At 73.5% G+C, this 25,427-nt stretch carries 13 protein-coding genes and 1 pseudogene; 5 read left to right on the forward strand and 9 right to left on the reverse strand.

The window, feature by feature from the left end; all coding sequences use genetic code 11:
* Positions 1-7 precede the first annotated feature (7 nt).
* Entirely contained in the window at positions 8-1,462 is a 1,455-nt protein-coding gene (locus BU204_RS17800) for a discoidin domain-containing protein (RefSeq protein WP_198942907.1), read from the reverse strand.
* Positions 1,463-1,646: 184 nt separating this feature from the next.
* On the opposite strand from BU204_RS17800, the gene BU204_RS17805 reads away from it, so the two are divergent.
* On the forward strand, positions 1,647-2,342 hold the full coding sequence (locus BU204_RS17805; RefSeq protein WP_075126814.1) for a hypothetical protein: 696 nt from the start codon (positions 1,647-1,649) through the stop codon (positions 2,340-2,342).
* Between the two features lie 6 nt (positions 2,343-2,348).
* On the opposite strand, the gene BU204_RS17810 is transcribed toward BU204_RS17805, so the two are convergent.
* The 3 genes from BU204_RS17810 to BU204_RS17825 all read right to left on the reverse strand — a co-directional run bounded on the left by BU204_RS17810 (position 2,349) and on the right by BU204_RS17825 (position 8,932).
* Positions 2,349-3,161, reverse strand: a complete 813-nt coding sequence (locus BU204_RS17810; protein ID WP_075126815.1) for a helix-turn-helix transcriptional regulator — start codon at positions 3,159-3,161, stop codon at positions 2,349-2,351.
* Positions 3,162-3,320: 159 nt separating this feature from the next.
* The gene (locus tag BU204_RS40120; protein ID WP_158073476.1) at positions 3,321-6,599 is read right to left on the reverse strand and encodes a serine-rich family protein; all 3,279 of its coding nucleotides are present in this window, start codon (positions 6,597-6,599) and stop codon (positions 3,321-3,323) included.
* On the reverse strand, positions 6,596-8,932 hold the full coding sequence (locus BU204_RS17825; RefSeq protein ID WP_143229569.1) for a hypothetical protein: 2,337 nt from the start codon (positions 8,930-8,932) through the stop codon (positions 6,596-6,598). Before BU204_RS17825 ends, BU204_RS40120 begins: the two co-directional genes overlap by 4 nt.
* A 204-nt stretch (positions 8,933-9,136) precedes the next feature.
* Here BU204_RS17825 and BU204_RS17830 point away from each other — a divergent pair, with 204 nt between their 5' ends.
* On the forward strand, positions 9,137-11,104 hold the full coding sequence (locus tag BU204_RS17830) for a WD40 repeat domain-containing protein (RefSeq protein ID WP_075126819.1): 1,968 nt from the start codon (positions 9,137-9,139) through the stop codon (positions 11,102-11,104).
* Here the strand turns inward: BU204_RS17830 and BU204_RS17835 are convergent.
* Positions 11,052-11,834, reverse strand: a complete 783-nt coding sequence (locus BU204_RS17835; RefSeq protein WP_269844650.1) for a thioesterase II family protein — start codon at positions 11,832-11,834, stop codon at positions 11,052-11,054. The genes BU204_RS17830 and BU204_RS17835 overlap by 53 nt on opposite strands.
* Positions 11,831-12,808 carry a LysR family transcriptional regulator gene (locus BU204_RS17840; protein ID WP_083661404.1) on the reverse strand — a complete coding sequence of 326 codons (978 nt, stop codon included), beginning with the start codon at positions 12,806-12,808 and terminating at the stop codon, positions 11,831-11,833. Before BU204_RS17840 ends, BU204_RS17835 begins: the two co-directional genes overlap by 4 nt.
* A gap of 88 nt (positions 12,809-12,896) precedes the next feature.
* Between BU204_RS17840 and BU204_RS17845 the strand changes: the two genes are divergently transcribed.
* Positions 12,897-13,247: a DoxX family protein gene (locus tag BU204_RS17845; protein ID WP_075126820.1), complete on the forward strand. Its 351-nt coding sequence runs from the start codon at positions 12,897-12,899 to the stop codon at positions 13,245-13,247.
* Positions 13,248-13,254: 7 nt separating this feature from the next.
* Here the strand turns inward: BU204_RS17845 and BU204_RS17850 are convergent, their stop codons facing one another.
* The 3 genes from BU204_RS17850 to BU204_RS17860 all read right to left on the reverse strand — a co-directional run bounded on the left by BU204_RS17850 (position 13,255) and on the right by BU204_RS17860 (position 15,985).
* Positions 13,255-14,013, reverse strand: coding sequence for an SDR family NAD(P)-dependent oxidoreductase (locus tag BU204_RS17850; protein WP_075126821.1), 759 nt, complete (start codon positions 14,011-14,013; stop codon positions 13,255-13,257).
* Positions 14,010-15,329, reverse strand: a complete 1,320-nt coding sequence (locus BU204_RS17855; RefSeq protein WP_075126822.1) for an MFS transporter — start codon at positions 15,327-15,329, stop codon at positions 14,010-14,012. The genes BU204_RS17850 and BU204_RS17855 overlap by 4 nt, the downstream gene beginning before the upstream one ends.
* Before the next feature lie 74 nt (positions 15,330-15,403).
* Positions 15,404-15,985 carry a TetR/AcrR family transcriptional regulator gene (locus BU204_RS17860; RefSeq protein ID WP_075126823.1) on the reverse strand — a complete coding sequence of 194 codons (582 nt, stop codon included), beginning with the start codon at positions 15,983-15,985 and terminating at the stop codon, positions 15,404-15,406.
* Between the two features lie 481 nt (positions 15,986-16,466).
* Between BU204_RS17860 and BU204_RS17865 the strand changes: the two genes are divergently transcribed.
* Both BU204_RS17865 and BU204_RS17870 read left to right on the forward strand, forming a co-directional pair.
* Positions 16,467-17,750 carry a serine hydrolase domain-containing protein gene (locus BU204_RS17865; RefSeq protein WP_075126824.1) on the forward strand — a complete coding sequence of 428 codons (1,284 nt, stop codon included), beginning with the start codon at positions 16,467-16,469 and terminating at the stop codon, positions 17,748-17,750.
* 46 nt (positions 17,751-17,796) lie between these two features.
* A pseudogene (locus tag BU204_RS17870) lies at positions 17,797-25,398 on the forward strand (amino acid adenylation domain-containing protein); the annotation flags it as partial.
* Positions 25,399-25,427 lie beyond the last annotated feature (29 nt).

The raw sequence follows: 25,427 nt of genomic DNA on the forward strand, positions 1-25,427 counted from the left end.
GTCCTTTCTAGACGCGGTAGGCCTCGAGCTCGGCGACCTGGCCGGCGGGCCAGCCGGTGTTGGCCGTGACGGTCACCCGGAGGAAGCGGCGCTGGCCGGCGGTGAGCGGGATCGTGACCGTGTTGCCCGTCGCGGCGGTGAACCGGTGCTCGGCGGAGCCGGCGACCGTGGTGAAGGTCCGGCCGTCGTCGCTGGCGCCCACCGAGAGGGTCTGGGTGCGCGGCCCCCAGGAGGCGGGCAGCGACAGCACGAGCCGTCCGACCTCCGCCCGGGCACCGAGGTCCACGGTCAGCGACTGCGGGAACGCGTGGTTGGCGCTTTCCCAGTACGTGGCCCGGTTCCCGTCGTTGGCGGCGGCCGGCTGATAGCCGGGGACGTTGCTGCTGGCCTCGATCCGCCGGCCGCGGGCCAGGTCCGGGTTGGCCGGGGGAGTGGCGCCGGTGAACCGCTCCACCCAGTACCGGGTGCGGTCCAGGTACGCGGTCTCCGCCGCCGCGCCGGTCTGACCGTAGGCGCCCTCGTAGGTCAGGTAGCCGTGCCCACCGGGTGGCGCCGAGCGGGCCGGCTCGATCGTCGAGCCCTCGTGCCACTCGTTGAAGGAGGTCACCGACACCCAGGTCGGCGCGCCACCGGTCTCCGGGGACAGGGCGTTGGTCCACTGCCGGTCGTAGGCGGCGCCGCCGTCCCGGTCCACCGTCGGGGTGGTGTTGCCAGGCACCGCGCGGTCGTCGAGGTAGCCCGGGGCGACCGAGGGCGCCCAGACCAGCCCGTTGGCCCGGCAGTAGTCCGCGGCGTTCTTCCAGCCCGGGGCGGTGGCCCCGGCGATGCCGTCGTAGGTGTACATGCCGCCGAAGTGGGCGACCTTGCTGGTGTCGGTGGTCTGCGCCAGCACGATGCTGTGCTCACGCACCCGCGCGAGCGGCGCCCAGTCGGTGGTCCGCAGGCTCTCGAAGACGTAGAAGGCGCCGCGGTCGCCGTGGGCGGCGTCGCGGTAGTACGCGGGGCTCGAGCCGTACCTGGAGCGGATGTACTCGATGTCGGCCACAGTGGACTCGGCGGTGCGGCCCGCGTAGGGCTCCAGGTGCCAGGCGACCTTGACCCCGTGCCGCTCGGCGGCGGCGAGGATCCTCGGTGTCAGACTGTCCTCATAGGAGCCCTGACCCCACCAGCTGGTCACGATCGTGCCGGCGCCGGAGCGGCGGACCCAGGCCATGTGCTGGTCGAGCACGCCGGTGTCGCCGGAGTCGTAGGCGCCGAGGGTGGGGTAGAAGTTGGCTCCGAGGGAGTCGGGCGGGGTGTGCCCGCCCTGCTGCCAGTGCCGGTAGGAGCCGTACACCGACGGGCTGCCGTACCAGGGGTAGTAGAAGAGGTGGACGTCGGTCGCAACCGCCTGTGCCGCCGCGCCGGACGCCGGCACGATGAGCGTGCCGAGGGCCAGGAGCAGCGCCAGAAGGCCGACCATGCTGCGCAGGGTTCGCATGTCTGCCTTTCGTGTCCGATCAGACATCGGATGAATGGATGCTACGCAGACTCGACAGTTCCCGGCAAGTTCCAGACATCAGTACGCAACAAACGAACTAGCACGAGCTTAGGCTTGCAGACGCTTGCGATGGCGTAAATGATCGACAAGTGGGTAACCCACACGGGTGACGCGCATCGCCGCCGGCCTTGTCGCCGCCGCCCTGGTCCTGACCGCGTGCGACCCCCTCGAGCTCGCCGCGCCGTCCACCCCGCCGCCCGCGCCTCCCGCCCAACCCCCGCCGGCCAACGCGGCGGCGCTGCTGGGGAAGCTCGTCGTCGCCGAGGAGGACACCGGGGCGCACTACAAGCGCGAGCACTGGGGAGAGGGCTGGAGCGAGGACCGCAACGGGTGCTCCACCCGCGAGCTGGTGCTGCTCGAGCAGGCCCGGGCGGCCGAGCCCGGCCGCAACTGCGCTCCCGACTGCCCCTCGGCGGACCAGAGCTGCTGGGTGTCGCCCTACGACGGGCGCCCGACCGGAGACGCGCGCGACCTGGAGATCGACCACCGGGTGTCGCTGAAGGAGGCGTCGCGCTCGCGGGTCGTCCAGGCCGGCGGCAAACCCGGCCTCGGCGCGGCGCGGCTCTGGTCGCCCGAGCGCAAGCACGCGTTCTACGAGGACCGGTCCAACCTCGTCGCGGTCACCTCTCAGGTGAACCAGTCCAAGAGCGACGACGATGCCGGCGACTGGCGGCCGGCGCAGCGAGCGGCGTGGTGCGACTTCGCGACCCGCTACGCGCAGACGAAGGTCAAGTACGGCCTCACGGTGGACCGCGCCGAGCACGCCGGTCTCGCCCAGATGTTGGGCACCTGCCCGAAGTAGGCCGGGTCAGGCCGGTCCGCGGCCGGTGGGCCGGCGATCGAGGAGGCGAACCGCCTCGGCCCGGTTGCGCACGTTGTGGCGGGTGTAGATGCGGTGCAGGTGCTTGGAGACGGTGGCCGGCCGCAGCCCGAGCCGCCGGGCGATCTGCGCGTCGGTGTCCCCCTCGGCGACCAGCGCGAGGACCTCGCGTTCGCGCGCGGAGAGCACGGGTGCCGGGCGTGACCCGTTCCCCGGCGCCGGGGCGGGGGCCGTCCCCACGGCCGGCGTGAACCGCATCCACCGGTGCCCGGAGCCGGGCCGGGTGCGGCCGACGGCGACGCGCAGGTGCTCGGCGCAGGCGGCGAGGATGTCCCGTTCCCGGTCGGTGAAGCGGCCCTCGGAGCGGGAGAGCGTGATGGCGCGGGTCGTCCAGCCGCGGAAGGACAGCGGAAGGCACAGCTGGTCGGTGGTGGTGGGCATGACCTCGCGGTGGAGGCGGGTCTCCTGCCACCGGCGGGTGGGCAGCACGTCCGACAGCCGCAGCGGCGCGAGGCGCGGTGCCCGGTCGGCGGCGAGGGCGAGGAGCGGGGCGCGCAGGGGATGGGTGTGTCCCAGCTCGGCGTAGGCCGGCAGGACGGCGGGATCGAGCCGGTTGAGCGGCCAGGGGAGGGCGATCTCGTCCTGGGTGCGCAGGTGGAGGTGGGTGAGCGTGGCGGCGTCGCTGCCCACCAGGCGGGAGAGGCCGGCGAGCAGGGTGGGCAGCTGGGCGTCGTCCTGAACGTGCAGGGTGGATCGGGCGTAGTCCAGAACCGCCCCCAGGTCCGCGGCGGTCAGCGCCATCCCGTCTCCTTTCGCGTCGCAGATATGAGCGCGGTGGGGGGTGCGCAGATACGTGGACGCGGGAGTGGCTTGGGTCGTTGTGTTGGGGCGCGGGGTTTCGGGACGGGAAGGGCTCGGCGTCCGGTGGACGCCGAGCCCGGGGTGTGGTGGGTGGGTAGGTCAGATGCCGCCGCTCATGCCGCCGGTGCTGTCGCCGCTGCTCATGCCGCTGGTGCTGTCGCCGCTGCTCATGCCGCTGGTGCTGTCGCCGCTGCTCATGCCGCTGGTGCTGTCGCCGCTGCTCATGCCGCTGGTGCTGTCGCCGCTGCTCATGCCGCTGGTGCTGTCGCCGCTGCTCATGCCGCTGGTGCTGTCGCCGCTGCTCATGCCGCTGGTGCTGTCGCCGCTGCTCATGCCGCTGGTGCTGTCGCCGCTGCTCATGCCGCTGGTGCTGTCGCCGCTGCTCATGCCGCTGGTGCTGTCGCCGCTGCTCATGCCGCTGGTGCTGTCGCCGCTGCTCATGCCGCTGGTGCTGTCGCCGCTGCTCATGCCGCTGGTGCTGTCGCCGCTGCTCATGCCGCTGGTGCTGTCGCCGCTGCTCATGCCGCTGGTGCTGTCGCCGCTGCTCATGCCGCTGGTGCTGTCGCCGCTGCTCATGCCGCTGGTGCTGTCGCCGCTGCTCATGCCGCTGGTGCTGTCGCCGCTGCTCATGCCGCTGGTGCTGTCGCCGCTGCTCATGCCGCTGGTGCTGTCGCCGCTGCTCATGCCGCTGGTGCTGTCGCCGCTGCTCATGCCGCTGGTGCTGTCGCCGCTGCTCATGCCGCTGGTGCTGTCGCCGCTGCTCATGCCGCTGGTGCTGTCGCCGCTGCTCATGCCGCTGGTGCTGTCGCCGCTGCTCATGCCGCTGGTGCTGTCGCCGCTGCTCATGCCGCTGGTGCTGTCGCCGCTGCTCATGCCGCTGGTGCTGTCGCCGCTGCTCATGCCGCTGGTGCTGTCGCCGCCGCCCATGCCGTCACCGGTGCCGAGGCCGCCCATGCCGTCACCGGTGCCGAGGCCGCTCATGCCGTCACCGGTGCCGAGGCCGCCCATGCCGTCACCGTCTCCCGTACCGGCGGTGGCGTCACCGTCTCCCATGCCGCCGGGGCTGTCGGAGGCGCCGAGGGAGTCGGAGCCAGGTGAACCGCTCAGGCTGTCGTGGCCGCTGCCGCCGGCGACGGTGTCGGAGGCAGGCGTGCCCGGGTTGTCGGCGCCGAGGCTGTCGTCGCCGGTGAGGCTGCCGAGGGTGTCGTTGGCGCTTGCGCCGGTGATCGTGTCGGAGTCGGCGGTGTAGCCGCCCATGGGGCTCTCCGAGTCCGACGCCACGGGCCCCGGAGCGGGGTCCTGGCCGGGAGCCATGCTGGAGTCGGGCCCAGGACCGTCCGGCGTCTGCTGGTCGGTCTGCGTGTCCACACCGACAGGGCTGTCGTAACCGGGGTGGTCTTGGGCTTGGCTGCGGGGGCTGTCCATTTGGGGTGCGGGTGGGGTGTCGTAGCTGGGGTCGTGTTGGGCTTGGCTGCGGGGGCTGTCCATTTGGGGTGCGGGTGGGGTGTCGTAGCTGGGGTCGTGTTGGGCTTGGCTGCGGGGGCTGTCCATTTGGGGTGCGGGTGGGGTGTCGTAGCTGGGGTCGTGTTGGGCTTGGCTGCGGGGGCTGTCCATTTGGGGTGCGGGTGGGGTGTCGTAGCTGGGGTCGTGTTGGGCTTGGCTGCGGGGGCTGTCCATTTGGGGTGCGGGTGGGGTGTCGTAGCTGGGGTCGTGTTGGGCTTGGCTGCGGGGGCTGTCCATTTGGGGTGCGGGTGGGGTGTCGTAGCTGGGGTCGTGTTGGGCTTGGCTGCGGGGGCTGTCCATTTGGGGTGCGGGTGGGGTGTCGTAGCTGGGGTCGTGTTGGGCTTGGCTGCGGGGGCTGTCCATTTGGGGTGCGGGTGGGGTGTCGTAGCTGGGGTCGTGTTGGGCTTGGCTGCGGGGGCTGTCCATTTGGGGTGCGGGTGGGGTGTCGTAGCTGGGGTCGTGTTGGGCTTGGCTGCGGGGGCTGTCCATTTGGGGTGCGGGTGGGGTGTCGTAGCTGGGGTCGTGTTGGGCTTGGCTGCGGGGGCTGTCCATTTGGGGTGCGGGTGGGGTGTCGTAGCTGGGGTCGTGTTGGGCTTGGCTGCGGGGGCTGTCCATTTGGGGTGCGGGTGGGGTGTCGTAGCTGGGGTCGTGTTGGGCTTGGCTGCGGGGGCTGTCCATTTGGGGTGCGGGTGGGGTGTCGTAGCTGGGGTCGTGTTGGGCTTGGCTGCGGGGGCTGTCCATCTGGGGTGCGGGTGGGGTGTCGTAGCTGGGGTCGTGTTGGGCTTGGCTGCGGGGGCTGTCCATCTGGGGGTCGGTGAGGGAGTCGGGTGGGGTGTCGAAGTTCGGGTCGTTCTGGGCGAGGCTTCTCGGGCTCGGGGTGCGGTCCGGCGGCAGGCCCTGGTCGACCGCCCCGACCGGCGCGGGCTCGTCCGGAGCCGGTGCGGGCTCGTCCAGCGACCTCGGGACGACGCGCTCGCCGGGCGGGTGCCCGTCATAGTTGTCCCGCTCGGCCAGCTCGGCCTCGTTGAAGTCGCGGGCCGTCTCGTTGTAGCGGTCGATCGCCTCCTGCCTCGCCTGCGGGTTCGGCGCGGTGTGCTTGTCGTCGATCGCCTCGTGGAAGCGCTGGCGGAAGCCGTCCAGCATCGCCTTCCTGCCCTCGTCGGGCTCGTTGTTCAGGTGGCTGCGGTCCACCTCCGCGTCGACGTTCCGCTTGTCGCTCTCCGGCGTCATCGTGAGGGCGTCGTCCCGGTACTGGTTGACGTACCCGGGCGGCTCCGCCTCCTTCATCCGCTGGTTGAGCGCGTCGACGTGCTCCTGGTTGAGCAGCGGGGGCGTGAGCGGGTTGACCGGCACCCGCTGCGGCGGCGCCGGCGGACGAAACGACTCGGCCTCCCTGCGCTGCTTGTCCAGCTCGGCCTGCAGCTCCTTCTGCATCTTCTCGGTGAACTCGCGCCGCGACTCGACCTGGTTGGCACGCTCCTGGCTCTGCTCAACCTGGTCGACCTGCCGCTGCGTGCGCGGGTCGAGCGGTCCGGGCGCGGGGCGCTGCGGCGGGATCGGCTGGTTGCGGTTGTACGACGGTTCATTGCGTCTCCCGAGCCCGGGCGGGTTGGCGCGCGGAGCGTTCTGAAATCGTCCGGCGACCTGGACACCCTCCGACGCCGCCGCGTTGGAGCCGGGTCGGCTGTCGTCGCTCGGGGCGGCGGTGGCCGGCGCCGCGGCCATCCCCGCGGCCAGCGTGACGACAGCGGCCGCCGCGGTGCGCCGCCGGGCGGTGTTCCGGGTCTGGCGTCGGGCGCGTGTCTCGCGCACCCAGGTCCTGGTCGCCTCGTTCAGCGTTCGCATGAGGTCCCTGGTGGGGCTGGTGTCGCTCACGACGCGCTCCCGTTCTGCTCAGAGCCGCCGCAGCCGGCGGGGGCCGGATAGATGAGGATGCAGGGCTGGGCGTCGGTCGCCCCCTCGGCGGGCTGGGCTTCGGGAGCGGGTTCCGGCGCCGGCTCGACGGGGGCCGCCTCCTGCGGTTCCGGCCGCTCGGGGGCCGGGGCCGGCTGCTCGGGCGCGGAACCGACGGCGGGCGGCTGTTCGGGCGCCACGTCCTCGGGCGCCGGCCACCGTGGCTCCGTGTCCTCGGCCGGTGCCGGCCGTTCGGGCGTGGTTGCCTCGGGAGCGGGCTGCTCCGGAGCGGCTGCCGGTCGCTCGGGGCCGGGGGCCGCCGGGCCGGGTCGCTCGGTCGCGAAGCCTTCGGGTGCCAGGCGCTCGTCGACTTCGGGAGTGGGCTCGGGAGTGCTGTCCTCGGGGGCCGGGGGCTGGGCCGCGAAGCCTTCGGGCGCGGGCTGCTCCGGGGCGTCGTCGTCCTCCGGCGCCGGACGCCAGCTGCCGAAGCCCTCGAGGACCCGCCTCTCCTGCGCCGGCTCGGTGGTCGGCGGGGTGGGGGTGAACCGCTCCACGCGCCGCCACCTGGACGGGGTCTGCTCGGACGCGGAGGCCCGCTCGAAGCCCACCCGCCGGCCGGCGTCGTTCGCGTTCGGGGACTCGCGGTCGGAGTCGAACCAGTCCGCGGGCGTTGGCTCGGGGCGGCGGTCCGTGGGGCGCTTGTCGGGAGTGCGCCACCAGTCGAAACGCTCCGGGGCTTCGGGCGTCCGTTCGGCCGCGTCGGCGTCGGCTCTGGCGCGGTCCGCCGGCAGCTCGTCGGGCTCGGACTCGCGTTTGGGCGCGGGGGCGGGCGGCGGGGTGCGGTCGACCGGGGTGTTGCCGCCGGGGCGGCGGTCCTTTCCGGGGGTGGAGCCGTGGCGCTGGGGGTGGTGCCTGTCCCAGTCGGTGGACGGGCGGTGGGGACGCAGCACCGGCGGCAGCAGGTCGGGGATCGCCTGGACGTCCACCAGCGGCGGGGTGCGGTGGTCACCTCGACCGCGGTGGTCACCGCGCGAGCCCCGATGGTCGCCTCGGGAGTGGTGGTCGCCTCGGGAGTGGTCGTCTCGGGAATGGTGGTCGCCTCGGGAGCCCCGATGGTCGCCTCGGGAGTGGTCGCCTCGGGAATGGTGGTCGCCGCGCTTGATGCGGTGGTTGTCGCGGTCGTGGGGGGCCTCGTCCTCGTGGTCGGGGACCAGGTCACCGTCTATGTCGGACACACCGGAGCGGGCGGCGATGTTTCTCGGCACCGTCACCCTGTCGCCGTTCGCGGCCGGGGCTCGCATTCCCAGCAGCTTCGCCAGGTTCTGGGCGATGGGGTCCGCCATCAACGACGCGCCCTCGTCGGTGGGCTGGATCGTCACGGCGTCGTGGCGCTGGTCGGCCACCGGCTCGGTGTACGCGGAGTCCTTCGTGTACGCCTCGCGGCCGTGCATCGCCTTGGAGAGGTCGGCCAGGTTCGCGCACCGGCAGATCTCGATTGCCCGCTCGAGCGCCGTGTTCAGGTCGAACAGGTACTTCTGCACGGCCACGAGGTCGCGCTTCCTGATCAGCGCCGTCGAGTGCGGGTTCTCGGGGTCCACGCCGACCGGGTAGTTCGTCACCACGATGCGCGCGTTCGGCGCCCGGTCCGAGACCGCGGCCAGCACCTGCAGCATCCGCGCCACCAGCGTTGGCGCCTCGCCCAGCCGCGAGTTCGACGCCTGCTCCAGGTAGGTCTCGTCCGACGCGCTGGTGTCCAGCAGCCGGTCGAAGTCGTCGATCTTGGCGTCGAGGTCGCCGGGCTTGGACGCGTTGGACGGTTTCGCGATCGACAGCACCCGGGACAGCTCCGCGTCGTTCGCGCCGAAGCCGACGATGACCACCTGTGCGTTGGGCCGGATCTGGTCGTGCTGCGCGGTGTTGACGACCACGCCCTCGGCCTCGTTCTTCTGTGCCTGGAAGTAGTCCGCGGTCACCGCACCCGAGGACGCGACGACGTTCGCGTCCACCTGCAGGCCCGGGTTCTCGTTCGCCACCCGCGAGAGCGCCTGGAGCGCCGGCGAGGCCAGCGACCGGTGCCGGGGATCCGCGGGATCGAGGTACGCCTCGGTGGTGCCCTCGCCGGCCAGGTAGGAGTCACCGACGATGTCGACGAACAACGAGCGTGCCGCACCGGGCTCCGGGTCCGCCGCCGCGGACGGCACGATCCCCAGGGTGGCCCCCAACGCGACCGCGCCCACCGTCACCACCGAGAGGAACCGCGGGGTCCTGGTACAGGCTCTGTCAGTTCCGCGCTCCTGGCGCGGGGGGATGAACATGATGACCGCTCCTCTCGTCGACACTTACCGTGCGTGAAAAGTCACTGCGAGGAGTGATGCTAGGAACGCCGCGCGAAAAGGGTCAACGCGAGCACGCCGGAAGTTTCCTGTTTAGGAATGACCGGGAAACGGGAAACGCCTCGGCCCCCCGGCCCTGTCTCCATAGCATCGGTGCGCATCGACTCCGATCGCTCGAGGAGACCCGTGGAGATCACGACAAGCCGGTTGTCGGTGGCCGGTGCCGGGGACGTCAACGCGCTGGCGTGGCATCCGCACGGCACTCTGATAGCGCTTTCCTGTGCCGCGCAGGCGCAGGTCTGGCACGTCGCCTCCAGGACCGCGCTGGCGGTGTGGTCCGGCCATCCCGTGTGGATCACGGCGCTGGCGTGGTCGCCGTCCGGGGAATGGCTGGCTTGTTCGTTCGGTGACGGCACGGTTCGCCTGTGGAACCCGGAATCCGGTGCGACGAAAGAAATGCCGGGAAGTCACAGGGATGTGGCACTGACCGTCGCCTGGGCGCCGGACGGCACCGGGCTGGCCAGCGGTGGCCGGGACGGCTCGATCCGGCTCTGGGGACTCGAGGAAAAGGCCGAATGCACTGTCCAAGTCGGACATGAAGGACCAGTGAACGCCCTGGCCTGGTCGGGAAAGCGGATCGCCAGCGGCGGCGAGGACGGCACGGTGCGGTTGTGGGAGACCGAAACCGGTGCGCGGACGGTCCTCGGTAGACACTCCGCTCGGGTGAGCGCGCTCGCGTGGTCCCCGGACCGAACCGCCCTGCTCAGCGCGAGCCGCGAGGGCACCGTGCTGCGATGGGATCTCACCACCGGCACCTCGACAACGGTGGCGAAGGGGGAGCTGAACGGGGTCTTCGAGCTGGTCTGGTCGCCGGCGAGGGCCCGCGTCGTCGGTCTCGGCGCCGGGGGTGTGCGGCAGCGTGACCTGCGCACCGGCGCCGCGGTCACCTCCGCCGTCCCCCACCGCGAGGTCACGCGAGCGGCCGGCTGGTCCCCCGACGGCGGCCTGCTCGCCACCGTCACCCGGGAGGGCGGCGTCCGGCTGGCGGACGGCACGTCGGGCGCGGAGGTCGCCGCGTGGACGGCCCGCCAGGACTCCGTCCGGACGGTCCGGTGGTCCCCGGACGGCTGTCGCCTGGCGGCCGGCGGCGACGACGGGGTGGTCCGCGTCTGGAACCCGGCCACCGGCTCGGCGACGACCACGATCGAGCACGGCGCCAGGGTGAACTTCCTGGAATGGTCCCCGTGCGGCACTCTCCTTGCCGGCGGCGGCGACGGGGACATGGTCCGGATCTGGGACGCCGACTCCGGCGCCGCGGTGACGACCCACACCGGCCGCTGCGCCGGGGTGATCAGCCTGGGCTGGTCCCCGGACGGCGGCCGCCTCGTCACCGCTGGCTGGGACGGCTTCGTGCGGTTCTGGTCGACCTGGGGCCCGCTCGGTGAGCTCTACGGCGGCGGTGCCGCGGTCTGGTGCGTCGCCTGGTCACCGGACGGGGCGACGGTGGCCGCCGGCGTCAGCGGCGGCGGCACCGGTGCCAGCGCCGTTCGGCTGTGGGACGCGGAGACCCGCACCGAGGTCGGTGTGGCGCACACCGGGTGGGCGGACGTCCTCGCCCTGGCCTGGTCCCCGACCGGCGGCCTCTACACCGGCGACAACGAGGGCGTGGTCCGCTACTGGGACTCCCGGCTCACCCCGCCCGGGCTCGTCGTCGACGAGCTCCCCGGCGAGGTCCGTGCCCTGCGCTGCTCGCCGGACGGCACCCGCATCCTGTCCGCCACCGAGAGTGGTGCCCTGCGCGAGGTCCGCGAGGGCCACCCGCAACGGCAGCTGTCGGTGGCGTCCTCGATCGGCGACGTGATCGCGCTCCACCCCGACCTCGACGCGGTCGCGACCGGCGGCAGCGCCGGTGTGGTGACCGTGACCCGGCTGCCCCCGTCCGAAGCCGCCCCGCCGGTCCGACTGCTCGGCCTTCCCGATCGGGGCTGGGCGGCGTTCTGGGGCGAGGACCGCTATCGCCTCCGCGGCGACCCGGCCGGCCGCTTCTGGTGGAGCACCGGCCTGCGCCGCCACGAACCCGGCGAGCTCGACGGCCGCGGCGTCACCCGGCTCGACCAGAGCGCTGCCCGCGGCCCCGGTCCAAGTCCGCGGTGACCTCCCGGATGACCGCCGGCTGGTGGTCGACGAGGAAGAAGTGGCCGCCGGGCAGCACGACGACCCGAAAGGCGCCGGTCGTGTGCCGTTCCCAGCCTCGGGCCTCGTCGGCCGTCGTCTTCGGGTCGGCGTCGCCGGTGAGCACGGTGATGGCGGCGCCGATGCGGCGTTCCGGGTCGCCCCGGTAGGTCTCGACCGCGGTGTAGTCGCCCCGGATGGCGGGCAGCGACATGCGCAGGATCTCCTCGTCGGCCAGCAGCGCCGCGTCGGTGCCGTTGAGGCGCTTGATCTCCTCGATCAGCGCGTCGTCGTCGCCGAGGTGCACCTGCTCCTCGCGGGTGGTCGACGGGGCGCGCCGCCCGGAGGCGATGACCGTCCCCGGTCCGGTGCCCCGCCGCTCCAGCCGCCAGGCGACCTCGAAGGCCAGGAGTGCGCCCATGCTGTGTCCGAAGAAGACAGTGGGCAGACCGTCGGCCAGACATGGCTCCAGCTCTGCGGTCACGGCATCGGCGAGGGTGGGCAGATGGTCTATACAGGACTCCCGGCGGCGGTCCTGCCGACCGGGGTACTGGAGCGAGACCACGTCGACACTCGGGGCGAAGGCGGTCGCCATCGGGTGGAAGAAGCTCGCGGCGCCGCCCGCGTGGGGGAAGCAGACCAGTCTGGCGGTGGCCATCGAACTGGGCTGGTACCGGCGCAACCAGGCGGTCGAGGTGTTCGTGGTCGTCACCGGTGGTTCCTCTCGCTGTCGGTGCCTGTGGTCAGCTCGTCGGAGTCAACCGTACCGGCTTCCCGTGTTTCCCCAGTTGTCGCCGCGGTCCGGGCCCGCAGGCAACAACGGACGAACCGCCGCACGGCCGGATCGCCGCCTCCCGCCGGTGGCCAGGCGACCCCGATGTGGCTGGGGCTGACCCCGGTGACCGGGCGGTAGGCCACGCCTGGCCGGGCGTAGAACCGCGCCGCGGACTCCGGGGCGAGCGCCACGCCGTAGCCGTTCGCGATGGCCTGGAGCCAGTCGTCGGGCTGGTCGGTGGTCGCCCCGATCCGCACCGGGCGGCCCTCGCGCTCGTCGGCCGCCAGCCAGTAGTCCCGCCACGGGCCCGTCGCCGCCGGAGCGGCGACGAACGGCTCGTCCCACAGCTCCCGGAAGGCGACCCGGTCCCGGTCGGCGAGCGGGTGGGTGGCCGGCAGCGCGACCCAGCGCGGCTCGGTGAGCAGAACCTCCACCCGCAGGGACTCCTGACCGGGGAAGGGCAGCCGCAGCAGCGCGACGTCGACCTCGCCGTCGGCCAGACCCGCCGTCGGGTCCGACCACGGTGCCTGGTGCATGTCCACCCGCCATCCCGGCTGGGCGTCGGTGAACGCGGCGATGATCTGCTGGGTCGCCTCGTTGGCCGCGCTCGCGATGAAGCCGACGCGCAGCACCCGGGCCGCCCGGCTCGCGGCGCTCTTTGTCTCGCGCAGGGCCTGCTCACAGGCGTCCACCAGCGCCGGCGCCCGGCGGGCAAGCGCCTGCCCCGCCTCGGTGAGGACCATTCCGGTGCGGGAGCGGGTGAACAGGGCCACCCCGAGCTGCGCCTCGAGCCGGCCGATCTGCTTGGTCAGCGCGGGCTGGGACACGAACAGGACCCTGGCGGCACCGGTGAGGCTGCCCGTGTCGGCGACGGCCAGGAAGTAACGCAGCAGGCGGGTGTTCACGTCCACGCCGCCAGGCTAGCTGGGCGCAGACATAACCATCGGTTATAGAAGCAGGTATTGGACGGTGCCCCGGCCGCTCGGACAAGGTTGGCCCGTGTTCACCGCCTATCTCGTCGTTGTGGTCGTGGCCGCCGTGAGCAACCTCGCGGCGGCCGTCGCCGACTTCGTCCGGGTTCCGTGGATCATCGACAACATGTCCAGCTACGGGCTGCCGCACTCCTGGCTCCCGATGCTGGGCGTGGCCAAGGCGGCCGGTGGTCTCGGCCTCCTGGCTGGCATCGCGGTCCCGCTGCTCGGGGTGGCCGCCGCGACCGGCCTCGTCCTGTACTTCGTCGGCGCGGTGGTCACCGTCGTGCGTGCCCGCCGCCTCGACCACCTGCCGTTTCCCGGGGTGTTCCTGCTGCTGGGCGTCGGTTCGCTCGTGCTGCGGCTCGCCGTGCCGTGAGCGGTCCTCAGGCGGCGGCGCCGCCGTCGACCAGGAGGTCGTGGCCGACGAGGTAGCTGGCCCGGTCGCCGGCGAGCCAGGTCACGGCGTCCGCGATCTCCTCCAGCCGGGCGACCCGGCCGATGGGCAGGGCGGTCTTCAGCCGGTCGGCCCGGTCCTCCGGCGTCTCGCCGGGTAGCAGGGACATGGGCGTGTCGACCGGTCCCGGGCTCACCGCGTTGATCCGGATGCCGTCGCCGACGTACTCGCGGGCGGCGGTGCGGGTCAGCGCGCTCACCGCCGCCTTGGCCGTGATGTAGGCCGCGATACCGGGGATGCGCACGTGCGCCCCGAGGTTGGAGGCGATGTTCACGATGGTCCCCCCGCCGTGCCGGCGCATGTGCTCGATCTCGTGCTTCATCGACAGCCAGGTCCCGGTGACGTTCGTGGTCAGCACGTGGTTCCAGGTGTCGTGGTCGAGGTCGGCGGCCGGGCCGGGGGCGAACACCCCGGCGTTGTTGACCGCGATGTCGAGCCGGCCGTAGCGCTCCACGGCCGCCGCCACCATCGCCGCGGCGTCCTCGGGGCGGGTGACGTCGGCCGGGACGGCGTGGGCGGTGCCGCCGGCCTCCCGGACCAGCGTCACGGTCTCGGACAGTGGTTCGGCGCCGCGCCCGGCCACGACGACTCTCGCCCCGGCTCGGGCGAATCCCTGGGCGCACGCGCGCCCGATGCCGGACCCCCCGCCCGTGATCAGCACGGTCCTGCCGGTGAAGTCGTTGGTCATCGTGTTTCCTGTTCTCTGGTAGGGACTTTCGAGAGGAAAGCGGTGCGGGCCGCGACGACGCCGACGAGCGCCGTCACGGTCGCGACCGCGAAAAAGGCGAGGCGGTAGCCGGCGGTGGCGGCCACCGAGGCGTAGACGGCGAGGCCCAGCGTCGGGCCCACCTCCATCGCCGTGTTGGCCACCGCGGCCATGACGCCGGCCCGGTCGGGCGGGGTGTCCCGGGTGACGGCGGGCATGGCCCCGCAGAAGGCGGTCGTCATGCCGAACGGCAGGACCAGTAGCGCCGCGCCGATCGCCACCGGAGCGAGCGCGCCGGCGGCCAGCAGCAGGAACCCGGCGGCGGTGGCGGCAAGGCCGACGAGGATCGCCGGCCACGGGCCCAGCCGCTCGACCAGCCGGGCGGACCCACCCCAGGTGACCAACTGGACCAGCCCGAACGGCAGGAAGACCAGCGAGGTCATGATCGGCGACAGCCCGCGAACCTGTTGGAGGTACAGCGACAGCAGGAAGAACGCGGTGGCCATCGCCGCGGCGGTCGCCACGATCACCACCAGGGCCCGCACCCGCCCGGGCGAGGCCGGCAGGTCTGGGGGGAGCAGCGGTGCCGCCGCGCGCCGCTCGACGGCGACGAAGCCGACCAGGGCCAGGCAGCCGACGACCAGCGCGATCCAGGCGCGGGGGTGGACCAGGCCAACGCTGACCGCGGTGAGGCCGGCCGTGGCCAGCGCCGCGCCCGGCACGCCCAGCGGCACCCGCGCCGGTTGCGGACCGGAGGGCAGCAGCGCGGGGGCGAGCAGTGCGGCCGCCACGGCCAGCAGCGCGGGCACGACGAACGCCCACCGCCAGGAGGCGGCCCCGCTCGTGAGCCCGGAGAGCAGGTTGCCGCTCGTCGCACCCAACCCGGCCAGCCCACCCCACAGGACCAGTGCCCTGGTCCGCCGGCGTGCGTCGGAGAACAGCGCGGTCACCAACGCCATGGCGGCCGGTGCGATGAGCGCGGCCGTCGCGCCCTGGGCGAACCGGGCCGCGAGCAGCACCGCTGCCGTCGGAGCGGTCGCGGCGACCAGCGAGGCGGCGGTGAAGCCGAGCAGCCCCGCACGCAGGGCCCGGCGGTGGCCCCATCGGTCGGCCAGCCGGCCCGCCACGAGCAGCAGCCCGCCGAAGGACAGCCCGTAGGCGGTGCTGACCAGCGTGAGCCCGGCGTGGCCCAACCCCAGCTCGCGACCCATCGTCGGCAGGGCGACGGTCACGACGGTGATCGAGGCGATGAGCACGACCTGGACGGTGCCCAGCACGACGAAACCCGCTCGGCTCATCACGCTCCCAAATTAGACTGATTGATCCAGAATCCGGGCAATAAACGTCCGCTATGGACAGGCATATCGGACGATCAGGCGAGGAAGTCCATGGCCTGGGTCACGGCGTCGCGCAGCCGCCGGGCGTCCCAGCCGCCCTTGCCGGTGACGCGCAACCCGCTCAGGAAGACCAGGAGAAACCGCGCAAGGCGGCGAGGATCGGCGCCGGCGTCGAGCTCGCCCTGCGCCCGTGCGCGCAGCAGTGCCGAGGTCAACGCGACCTCGACGGTGTTCCAGCTCGCCTCGACGAACCGGCCGGCCTCGCGGTCCCCCGGCAGCCGCTCGACCGCCGCGTTCACGACGAGGCAACCCCGGCCGCGCTCAGGGCCCGTCGAGTCGCGGGCGTAGGCCTCGACCAGCTCGCGCACGGCGGGCAGGGCCGGCCCGGGCCGGGACAGCAGTTCGACCACGCTGGGGTCCCGCAGCCGCACGTACCGGTCCAGTGCGCGCACGTACAGCTCGTGCTTGCTGCCGAACGTCGCGTAGAGACTCGCCCTCGCGATCCCGAGGTGGGCGACGAGGTCCGCTGTCGACGTCGCCTCGTACCCCTGGGCCCAGAACAGCTCCATCGCCGCGTCCAGTGCCGTCTCGGGGTCGAACTCCTTGACCCTTGCCACGACGGGGAGGCTAGCGATACTGGACTGATCGGTCAAGTATCGCTGTCGACACTGCGCTGATCGCGCGATTAATTCCGTGTGCGGAACGCCCAAAACGTCATGACGTTCGTCACTGGATTGGTGTAGTGCAAACTTGCTAGCTTTGGCGCCATGGTCATTTGGAAACCTACGAGAAGTCGATCGGAGTGTTGCTGACAATAGTGCTTTGGTCGGGGTGGCGCTGTCGTGGACGACGCTTGTTCGTGTCCTGACATGTTCCCTCAATGAGGGGTTCCCTGCTGTTCTGGCAGATCAGCGCCGTGCACGTGTCGACAGGCCGTCGACCGCTGGCCTGTGCTGACCCTCCTGGCCGAAAAGTCTTGCGGTGGCGCCGCGTGTGATCGGTGAATCTTCCCGGAATCACACAGGACCGTCACCGGTCAAACCTCCCACCAGGTGGACGCAATGCTGTGCGTCCTGTTCGAGCGCAAGTCGGGGAATCATGGAGAATTCACTGCTGGCCGCGTGCCTCGAGGAGCTTGTCACCCGGTACGGCGTGCCCGGGGCACAGTTCGCCGTGCTGCACGGCGACACCGAGTGGCACTGGACGCACGGCGTGGCCAGGACCGGTACCCGCACGGCGATGACCGTCGACGCCCCGGTCCCGGTCGGGTCCATCACCAAGGTCGTCACCGCCGCCGCGGCGATGGTGCTGGTCGACGACGGCGACCTGGACCTGGACGAGCCGCTGGCCGAGCCCGTGGCCGAGCTGCGTGAGCTGCCACCCCGGCTGGGCGAGCGGATCACGCTGCGGCACGTGCTGAGCCACACCGCCGGCCTGCCCTGCGACCCGGTCGAGGCCCGCGCGGCCACCCCGCGCGGGCACGTGCTCGACAGCTGTCGCGGCGCCCGGCCGCTGTCCGACCCGGGAACGCTGTTCTCCTACTCCAACATCGGCTACCTGCTCGCCGGGCACGCGGTCACGACGATCACCGGCATGAGCTGGTGGGACGCCGTGCAGGCGCTCGTCCTCGGTCCGCTCGAGGTGCCGGCCCGGTTCGTCGCCGGCGGGCGCGTCCCCGACGACCTGGTCAGCGGGCACTCCATGCGGCGCCGGCCGGTGCTCCAGTCGCTGCGGCCCGCGGAGGCGGCCGTCGGCGCGCTCGGTGCGAGCGCCCGCGACCTGGTCGCGCTGGGCCGGGGACTGCTGCGGGAGAACCGCGAGATGCGCACGCCGGTCCCCGGTGCCGACCCGTTCGGCCTGGCCGACGGCTGGGGCCTCGGCCTGGCCACCTACGGCTCGGACGGCGCGACGGTCGGCCACGACGGCAACGGCGACGGCACGTCCTGCCACCTGCGGATGAACCCCGCCACCGGCACCGTCGTGGCGCTGACGACCAACTCCAGTACCGGGTTCGCGCTCTGGCGCGACCTCGCCCCGCGCCTGCCGGCGCTGGGCATCCCGGTCAAGGACTACGACCCGCTCGCGGTCGCCGGCCGGCCGGTCCCCGCCCCCGCGGGCTGTCTCGGCGCCTACACCAACGGCGACCTCGAGTACGCCGTGGAGCCTGGCGAGAACGACGTTCTGCGGCTCACCGTCGAGGGCGAGCCCTTCGCCGACCTCACCGTCTACTCCGGACACCGTTTCACGATGCGCGACTGCGACACCGGCATGACCGACCAGGCCGGCCGGTTCGTCCTCGACCGGCAGGGTCGCGTCACCGGCCTCCAGGTCGGCGGCCGGATCGCGCTGCGGCACGCCGAGCGCTCACGTCTCGTCGGCTGACAACCCCACGGACTTCTGAAAGGTACCCACGGCCATGGGCGCCACAAGCCTGCTCGACCTCTTCGCCGCCCGGGTGGCGGACGACCCGGACCTGCCCGCCGTCCTCGCCGAGGACACCGTGCTCAGCTACGCCGAGCTCGACCGCCGGTCCAACCGCCTCGCCTGTCGGCTCGTGCGGTGCGGCGCCGGTCCGGAGACGGTGGTGGCCCTGCAGCTGCCCCGATCCGTGGAGATCGTCGTCGCGCAGCTCGCGGTCCTCAAGGCCGGCGCCGCCTATGTCCCCGTCGACCCCGCCTACCCGGCCGAACGGATCGAGGCCATGCTGGCCGACGCGAAGCCGTGCCTGGTCGTGAACGACCCGGCCTGGGTGTCGGACACGGCCGACCTGCCCGCGACACCCCCGGACCTCGCCGCGGTGCGCCCCGAGCACGCCGCGTACGTCATCTACACCTCCGGCTCCACCGGGCGACCCAAGGGCGTCGTCGTGACCCACAGCGGCCTGGCCACGTTCGCCATGGCCGAGGTCGAGCGGTTCGACGTCCGCCCTGGCGACCGCGTGCTTCAGTTCTCCTCGCCGAGCTTCGACGCCTCGGTCCTGGAGCTGTGCATGGCCTTCGCCGGCGGCGCGGCGCTGGTCGTGCCGCCCCCGGGGCCGCTGCTCGGGGACCACCTGGCCGAGGTCCTGCGCCGCGGCCGCGTCACCCACGCGCTGATCCCGCCGGTCGCGCTGGCCACGGTCGCCGACCCGGACCTGCCGGACTTCCGGCTGCTGATCGTCGGCGGCGACGCCTGCCCACCGGAGCTGGTGCGCAAGTGGGCGCCGGGCCGACAGATGATCAACGCCTACGGCCCCACCGAGTCCACTGTGGTCACCAGCTGGAGCGACCCGCTCACCCCGGCCGGGACCGCGCCGCCGATCGGCCGGCCCATCCCTGGCACCCGGGTGCACCTGCTCGACGACGACCTGGCACCGGTGCCCGACGGAACGCCGGGCGAGCTCTACGTGGCCGGCGTCGGGCTGGCCCGGGGCTACCTCGACCGGCCGGGCCTGACAGCAGGCCGTTTCCTGGCGAACCCGCACGGCGCGCCGGGGGAGCGGATGTACCGCACCGGCGACGTCGTGCGCCGGCGCCAGGACGGCAACCTCGAGTTCGTCGGGCGGGCCGACCACCAGGTCAAGATCCGCGGCCACCGGGTCGAGCCGGGGGAGATCGAGGCGGTCCTCGCCGCCGACCCGACGGTGGGGCAGGCCGTCGTGGTCCCTCGGGAGGACGACGGCCTGCGGCGGCTGGTCGCCTACGTCGTGCCGGCGGGTGAGCAGCGACCCGTGGCGGCGCGGCTGCGGGCCGGGGTGACCCGGACCCTGCCCGCCTACATGGTCCCGGCCGCGTTCGTCGTGCTCGAGAGCTTTCCGCTGTCCCCCAACGGGAAGCTCAACCGGGACGCGCTGCCGGCACCGGTGTTCGGCAGCGTCGCCGACGCCGGGTCGGTCGCCCCGCGCGACGACCGGGAGCGGCTGCTGGCCGAGGTCTGGGCCGAGGTGCTCGGCGTCGCCGAGCTCGGGGTCACCGACGACTTCTTCGCCCTGGGCGGCGACTCCGTCCTGGCCGCCCGGGCCCAGGCCCGGCTCGCCGCGCTCGGGGTCCCGCTGTCCGGCCGGGCCATCTTCGACAACCGCACGGTGGCCGCGCTGGCCCAGGCCATCCCGGCCGTCCCGGCGGCGGCCGAGCCGCTGCCCACCGTGCCACGGGACCGTCCGCTGCCGTTGGCGCCGGTGCAGCGGCGGCTGTGGCTCGAGGAGGTCACCCGGGGCGGCGCGGCCAACAACACCGGCGCCGCGGTGCGCCTGACCGGTCCGCTCGACGAGCACGCCCTGCGCCGGGCGCTGGGCCGGCTGGCCGCGCGGCACGAGGCGCTGCGGACCACGTTCGAGGTCGTCGACGGCCGGCCCCACCAGGTCCTCGGCCCGGACGCCGAGCTGCGGCTGCGCGTCGTCGAGGCCGGCGAGAACGACCTGGACGCCGTGCTCGGCGAGGAGCTCGCCCGCCCCTACGACCTGAGCACCGGGCCGCTGACCCGGGCGCTGCTGGTCCGGCTGGACCCGGGCGAGCACGTCCTGCTGCTGGCCCAGCACCACATCGTGACCGACGGCTGGTCGGTCGCCGTCCTGCTCGAGGAGCTGGCCGCCTGCTACACCGAGGCGGTCGGCGGCCCGCCGGCCCGGCTGGCGCCGCGAGCGCTGGACTATCCCGACTTCGCGGCCTGGCAGGCCGACCGGACCGACGGCCCGGCCGCCGAGGCCGACCTGGCCTACTGGCGTGACCGGCTCGCCGACCTGCCGGTGCTCGACCTGCCCACCGACCGCCCGCGCCCGCACCTGAGGGCTGGTGCGGGCGCGGTGCTCCACCGTCGCCTACCGGCGGACCTCGTCGAGCGGCTGACCACGCTGGGCGCCGCGCACAACGCCACCCTGTTCATGACGCTCACCGCCGCGTTCCAGGCCGTGCTGGCCGGACACGCCGGCCAGCGGGACGTCGCCGTCGGCGCCGTGCGCGCCGGCCGCCCGCGCGCCGAGCTCGAGGACGTCGTGGGCTTCTTCGTCAACACGGTCGTCCTGCGGTCCAGGGTGGAGCCGGGCCAGCGGTTCAGCGAGTTCCTGACCGAGGTCCGGGAGACCGTGCTCGGCGCCTTCGAGCACGACGGCGTCCCGTTCGACCGGGTCGTGGAGGCCCTCGCCCCGCGACGCGACCCGAGCCGGACGGCGCTGGCGCAGGTCGCCGTCGCACTGCACCAGCCGCTGCTGCGCACCCGGGAAGCCGGCGGGCTGGCGCTGGCCGAGCACCACACGCCACGCCCAGCCGCCCGGTTCGACCTGACCGTGGAGTTCTGGCCAGCCGGTGACGACCTCGTGCTCACCGCCGAGTACGACGCCGCCCTGTTCGACGCCGAACGGGTCGAGTCGCTGGTCGCCGACCTGGACCGGCTGCTGCGCGCGGTGGCCGAACGCCCGGACAGTCCGGTCGGGACGCTGGTCGCGCTGGACGGGGCCGGCGAGACGCCCCGGCCGACCGGGGAGACCGTGGAGGAGGCGCCCTACGTTCCGCCGAGGACCCCGGTCGAGGCGACCCTCGTCGCCGTGTTCGCCGAGGTGCTCGGGGCGGTACGGGTCGGGGTGCGGGACAACTTCTTCGCCCTCGGCGGCGACTCGATCCTCAGCATCCAGGTGGTGACCGCGGCCCGCGAACACGGGCTGCTGTTCACCTCGCGCGACGTGTTCGCTTACCAGACGGTCGCCGAGCTGGCGCCGCACGCCCGCCCCGTGCACGGCGGCGAGGTCGAGCACGGCCCGGTCGAGGGGCCGGCGCCGCTGACCCCCATCCAGCGCTGGTTCCTCGACGGCCACACGGTGCACCCGGAGTGGTTCCACCAGTCCTGCCCGGTCGACCTGGGCATGCCGGTCGACCCGGCCGCGCTGACCGCCGCTGTCCGCGCGCTGACCGAGCACCACGACGCGCTGCGGATGCGGTTCACCGGCGACGTGGGCTGGCGCCAGGAGAACGCGCCGTCCGGACAGGACGGTGCGGTCGCCGGGCACGGTCCGCTGTTCGACGCGCGGATCATCGGCGAGCGCGGGGTGCGTCTGCGGGCCCACCACCTGGTCGTGGACGGCGTGTCCTGGCGCGTGCTGGCCGAGGACCTGCGCACCGCCCACCGGCAGGCCGCCGCCGGGGTGCGGATCGCGCTGCCCCCGCGCACCACCGCGTTCCGCGACTGGGCGCACCGGCTCGCCGAGCACACCCGCTCCGGCGGCTTCGCCGGCGAGCACGGCTACTGGGCCGAGATCGCCCGGGAGGACGGTGCCGTCCCGCAGGACCGCGCCGGCGCCAACACCACGGCCTCCGAGCGGTCGGTCACCGTGGCGCTGGACCCCGAGGCGACCTCGGCACTGCTGCGCGACGTCCCCCGCCTGTTCCGCACGGAGGTCAACGACGTCCTGCTCACCGCCCTGGCCGCCGCGCTGTGCTCCTGGGCCGGGCGGGACCGGGTGCTCGTCCACCTGGAGGGCCACGGCCGGGAGGAGCTGTTCGACGGGGTCGACCTGTCCCGCACCGTGGGCTGGTTCACCACGCTGTTCCCGGTCGTGCTCACCGAGCCCGGCACCGAGTGGGGGACCGCGCTCGCCGCGACCGCGGCCCGGCAGCGCGCGGTGCCCACCCGAGGGCTCGGCTACGGCGCGCTGCGCTGGCTTGGCGCGGCCGGCGAGCCCGACAACCGGCTGGCGACCGAGGTGGCGGTCAGCTTCAACTACCTCGGGCGGTTCGCGGCCAACACCGGCGAGCTGGAGCTGGCCGCCCACCCGGACGCGCCCCGGGCCCACCTGATGGACGTGGTGGGCCGGGTACAGCAGGACCGGCTGCAGCTCACCTGGCACTACAGCGTGAACCGGCACGACAAGGCGACGGTCGCGGGGCTGGCCGCGACGATGGCCGACACCCTGCGCCGCATCGCGGCGCGGTGCGCGCGACCACGGGCGGTCGTCCGCACCCCGGCGGAGTTCCCGCTGGTGCGGCTCGACCAGGCCACGGTGAACCGGTTGGCCACGCCGGAGGTCGCCGAGATCCTGCCGCTGACCCCCATGCAGGCGGCGATGGTGTTCCACAGCCTCTCCCAGGACGGCAGGGGTGCCTACTTCCAGCAGACCTCGTTCGTCCTCGAGGGCGTGACCGACCCGGAGCGGTTGGCCGACGCGTGGCGGCTGGTGGTCGACCGCACGCCGGCCCTGCGGGCCTCGGTGGTCTGGGCGGACGTGCCCGAGCCGGTGCAGCTGGTGACCGAGCGGGTCACGCCGCCGGTGCGGCTGCTGGACTGGACCGGGCAGGACCGCGCCACGCGGCTGGCCGAGCTGCTGGCCCACGACCGCGCCGAGGGTGTGGACCTGTCCCGGCCGCCGCTGATGCGGGTGACGATCGCCCGGCTGTCGGACACCGCGGTCCAGGTGCTCTGGACCTTCCACCACGTGCTGCTGGACGGCTGGAGCGCCTTCCACGTCCTGGCCGACGTCGCCGCGGTCCACGCCGGTGAGCAGCTGCCGGACCGGCCGCCGTTCAGCGACTACCTGCGCCACGTGTCCGGCCAGGACCGTGCGGCCGCCGAACACCACTGGCGCGGGGTGCTGGCCGGGATCGAGGCGCCAACGCCGCTGCCCTACGACCGGCCGCGGTCCACGGCGACCGAGGTGAGCACCTCCGCCCGCCTGGAGTGCGCGCTGTCCGACGAGGACACCGCGGCGCTGTACGCCTTCGCCAGGGCGAACCGGGTCACGCCGGGTGCGGTGGTGCAGGGGGCGTGGGCATTGCTGCTGGCCCGCTACAGCGGCCAGCGCAGGGTGTGCTTCGGATCCACTGTCGCCGGCCGCCCAGCGGACCTGCCGGGCGTGGACGCGATGGTCGGGATGTTCGTCAACACGGTGCCGGTGGTCGCGACGGTCGACGGCGCGACGCCGGTCGGGCGGTGGCTGCGCGAGCTGCAGGACGCGCAGGTCGCCGCGCGGGCCTTCGAGCACACGCCGCTCACGGCCATCCAGGCCTGGAGCGAGGTGCCCGCCGGGGTGGACCTGCTCGACAGCGCGGTGATCTTCGAGAACTACCCGGTCACCGAGATGAACGGGCTGCGCATCGGCGAGCTGGCCGCGGTCGAGAGCACCACCTTCCCGCTCAGCGTCACCGTCTACCCGAAGGACCGGCTCTCGCTGCTGGTGGGCTACGAGCCGGCGCTGTTCGACGCCGGCACCGTCCGCACGCTCGCCGAGCACCTCACGCACCTGCTGCGGGAGCTGCCGGTCGACCCCGGGCGGCCGGTCTCGGCGGTGCCCGCGCTCACCCCGGCCGAGCGGGCGAGGGTGTTGGCCGACTGGAACGACACCGCCACCGCGGTGCCGGACACCACGCTGGTGGCGCTGCTCGCCGAACAGGCGGCCCGCACCCCCGGGGCCACCGCGGTCGTCGCCGACGCCCGCACGCTCACCTTCGCCGAGCTGCACGCACACGCGAACCGCCTGGCCCGGCGGTTGGTCGCCGAGGGCGCCGGTCGCGGGCGGGTGGTCGCCGTGGCGCTGCCGCGCTCGGCCGAGCTGGTGGTGGCGCTGCTGGCCGTGCTCAAGGCCGGTGCGGCCTACCTGCCGGTCGACCCGGACCTGCCGAGGGAGCGCGTCGAGTTCCTGGTTGCCGACGCCGACGCGGCGGCCGTGCTCGACGACCCCGCGGCGATCCTGGCCGACGGCGGTGACGACACGCCACCCGAGGTGACCGTCGGCCCGGACGACGCCGCGTACGTGATCTACACGTCCGGATCCACCGGCCGGCCCAAGGGCGTCGTCGTCCCGCACGCCGGGGTGGTGAACCGCCTCCTGTGGACCCAGCACCGGTTCGGGCTGACCGACCGGGACCGGGTGCTGCAGAAGACCCCGGCGAGCTTCGACGTGTCGGTCTGGGAGTTCTTCTGGCCGCTGGTCACCGGCGCCACGCTGGTCGTCGCCCGGCCGGACGGGCACCGCGACCCCGGGTACCTGGCCGAGCTGATCGCCCGCCAGCACGTCACCACCGTCCACTTCGTCCCGTCGATGCTGCGTGCCTTCCTCGCTCACGCCGACCTGAGCCGGTGCGTGGGGCTGCGGCGGGTGCTGTGCAGCGGCGAGGCGCTGCCGCCGGACCTGGCCGCGGAGTACCACGCCGCGCTGGACGCCGAGCTGCACAACCTGTACGGCCCCACCGAGGCGTCGATCGACGTCACCCACTGGCACTGCCAGCCGGGGGAGCCGACCGTCCCCATTGGACGGCCGGTGTGGAACACGCGGCTCTACGTGCTGGACGAGGACCTGAACCCGCTCCCGCCCGGCGCAACGGGCGAGCTGTACCTCGCCGGCGTCCAGCTGGCCCGGGGCTACCTGAACCGGCCGGGCCTGACCGCCGGGCGGTTCGTGGCCGACCCGTTCGGGCCACCGGGCACCCGCATGTACCGCACCGGAGACCTGGCGCGGTGGACCGGCGAGGGTGCGGTCGAGTACCGGGGCCGGGCCGACGACCAGGTGAAGATCCGCGGGTTCCGGATCGAGCCGGGTGAGGTGGCCGCGGTGCTGGCCGGCCAGCCCGGCGTCGCCGAGGCCGCCGTGATCGCCCGCGACGGCAGGCTCCTCGCCTACGTCACGCCCGGCACCGCCGACGCCACCACCCTGTGGGCCGCGGCCGCGGCCGCGCTGCCCGAGCACATGGTCCCCTCGGCGATCGTCCCGCTGGACGCGCTGCCGCTCACCACGAGCGGCAAGCTCGACCGGCGCGCGCTGCCCGACCCCGGGCACGTCCCCCCGGTCGTCGAGTACGTCCCGCCGGCCACGGCGACCGAGCAGGCCGTCGCCGACATCTGGGCGGAGGTCCTGGACCTGCCCCGGGTCGGGGTCGACCACAGCTTCTTCGTCCTCGGCGGCGACTCGCTGTCGAGCCTGCGGGTGACAGCCCAGGTCAACGCCGCGTTCTCGCTCGAGCTGACCCCCCGTGACGTCCTCGCCGCCCGCACGGTCCGCGCGCTCGCCGATCTGGTCGAGGAACGCGTGCTGGACCAGCTCGAAGCCCTCGCCCTCAGCGACGACCGCTGAAACCCCGTGACCGGAGGAAGAGCTCCCCG

Source organism: Actinophytocola xanthii (assembly GCF_001921205.1).
Lineage (GTDB): Bacteria > Actinomycetota > Actinomycetes > Mycobacteriales > Pseudonocardiaceae > Actinophytocola > Actinophytocola xanthii.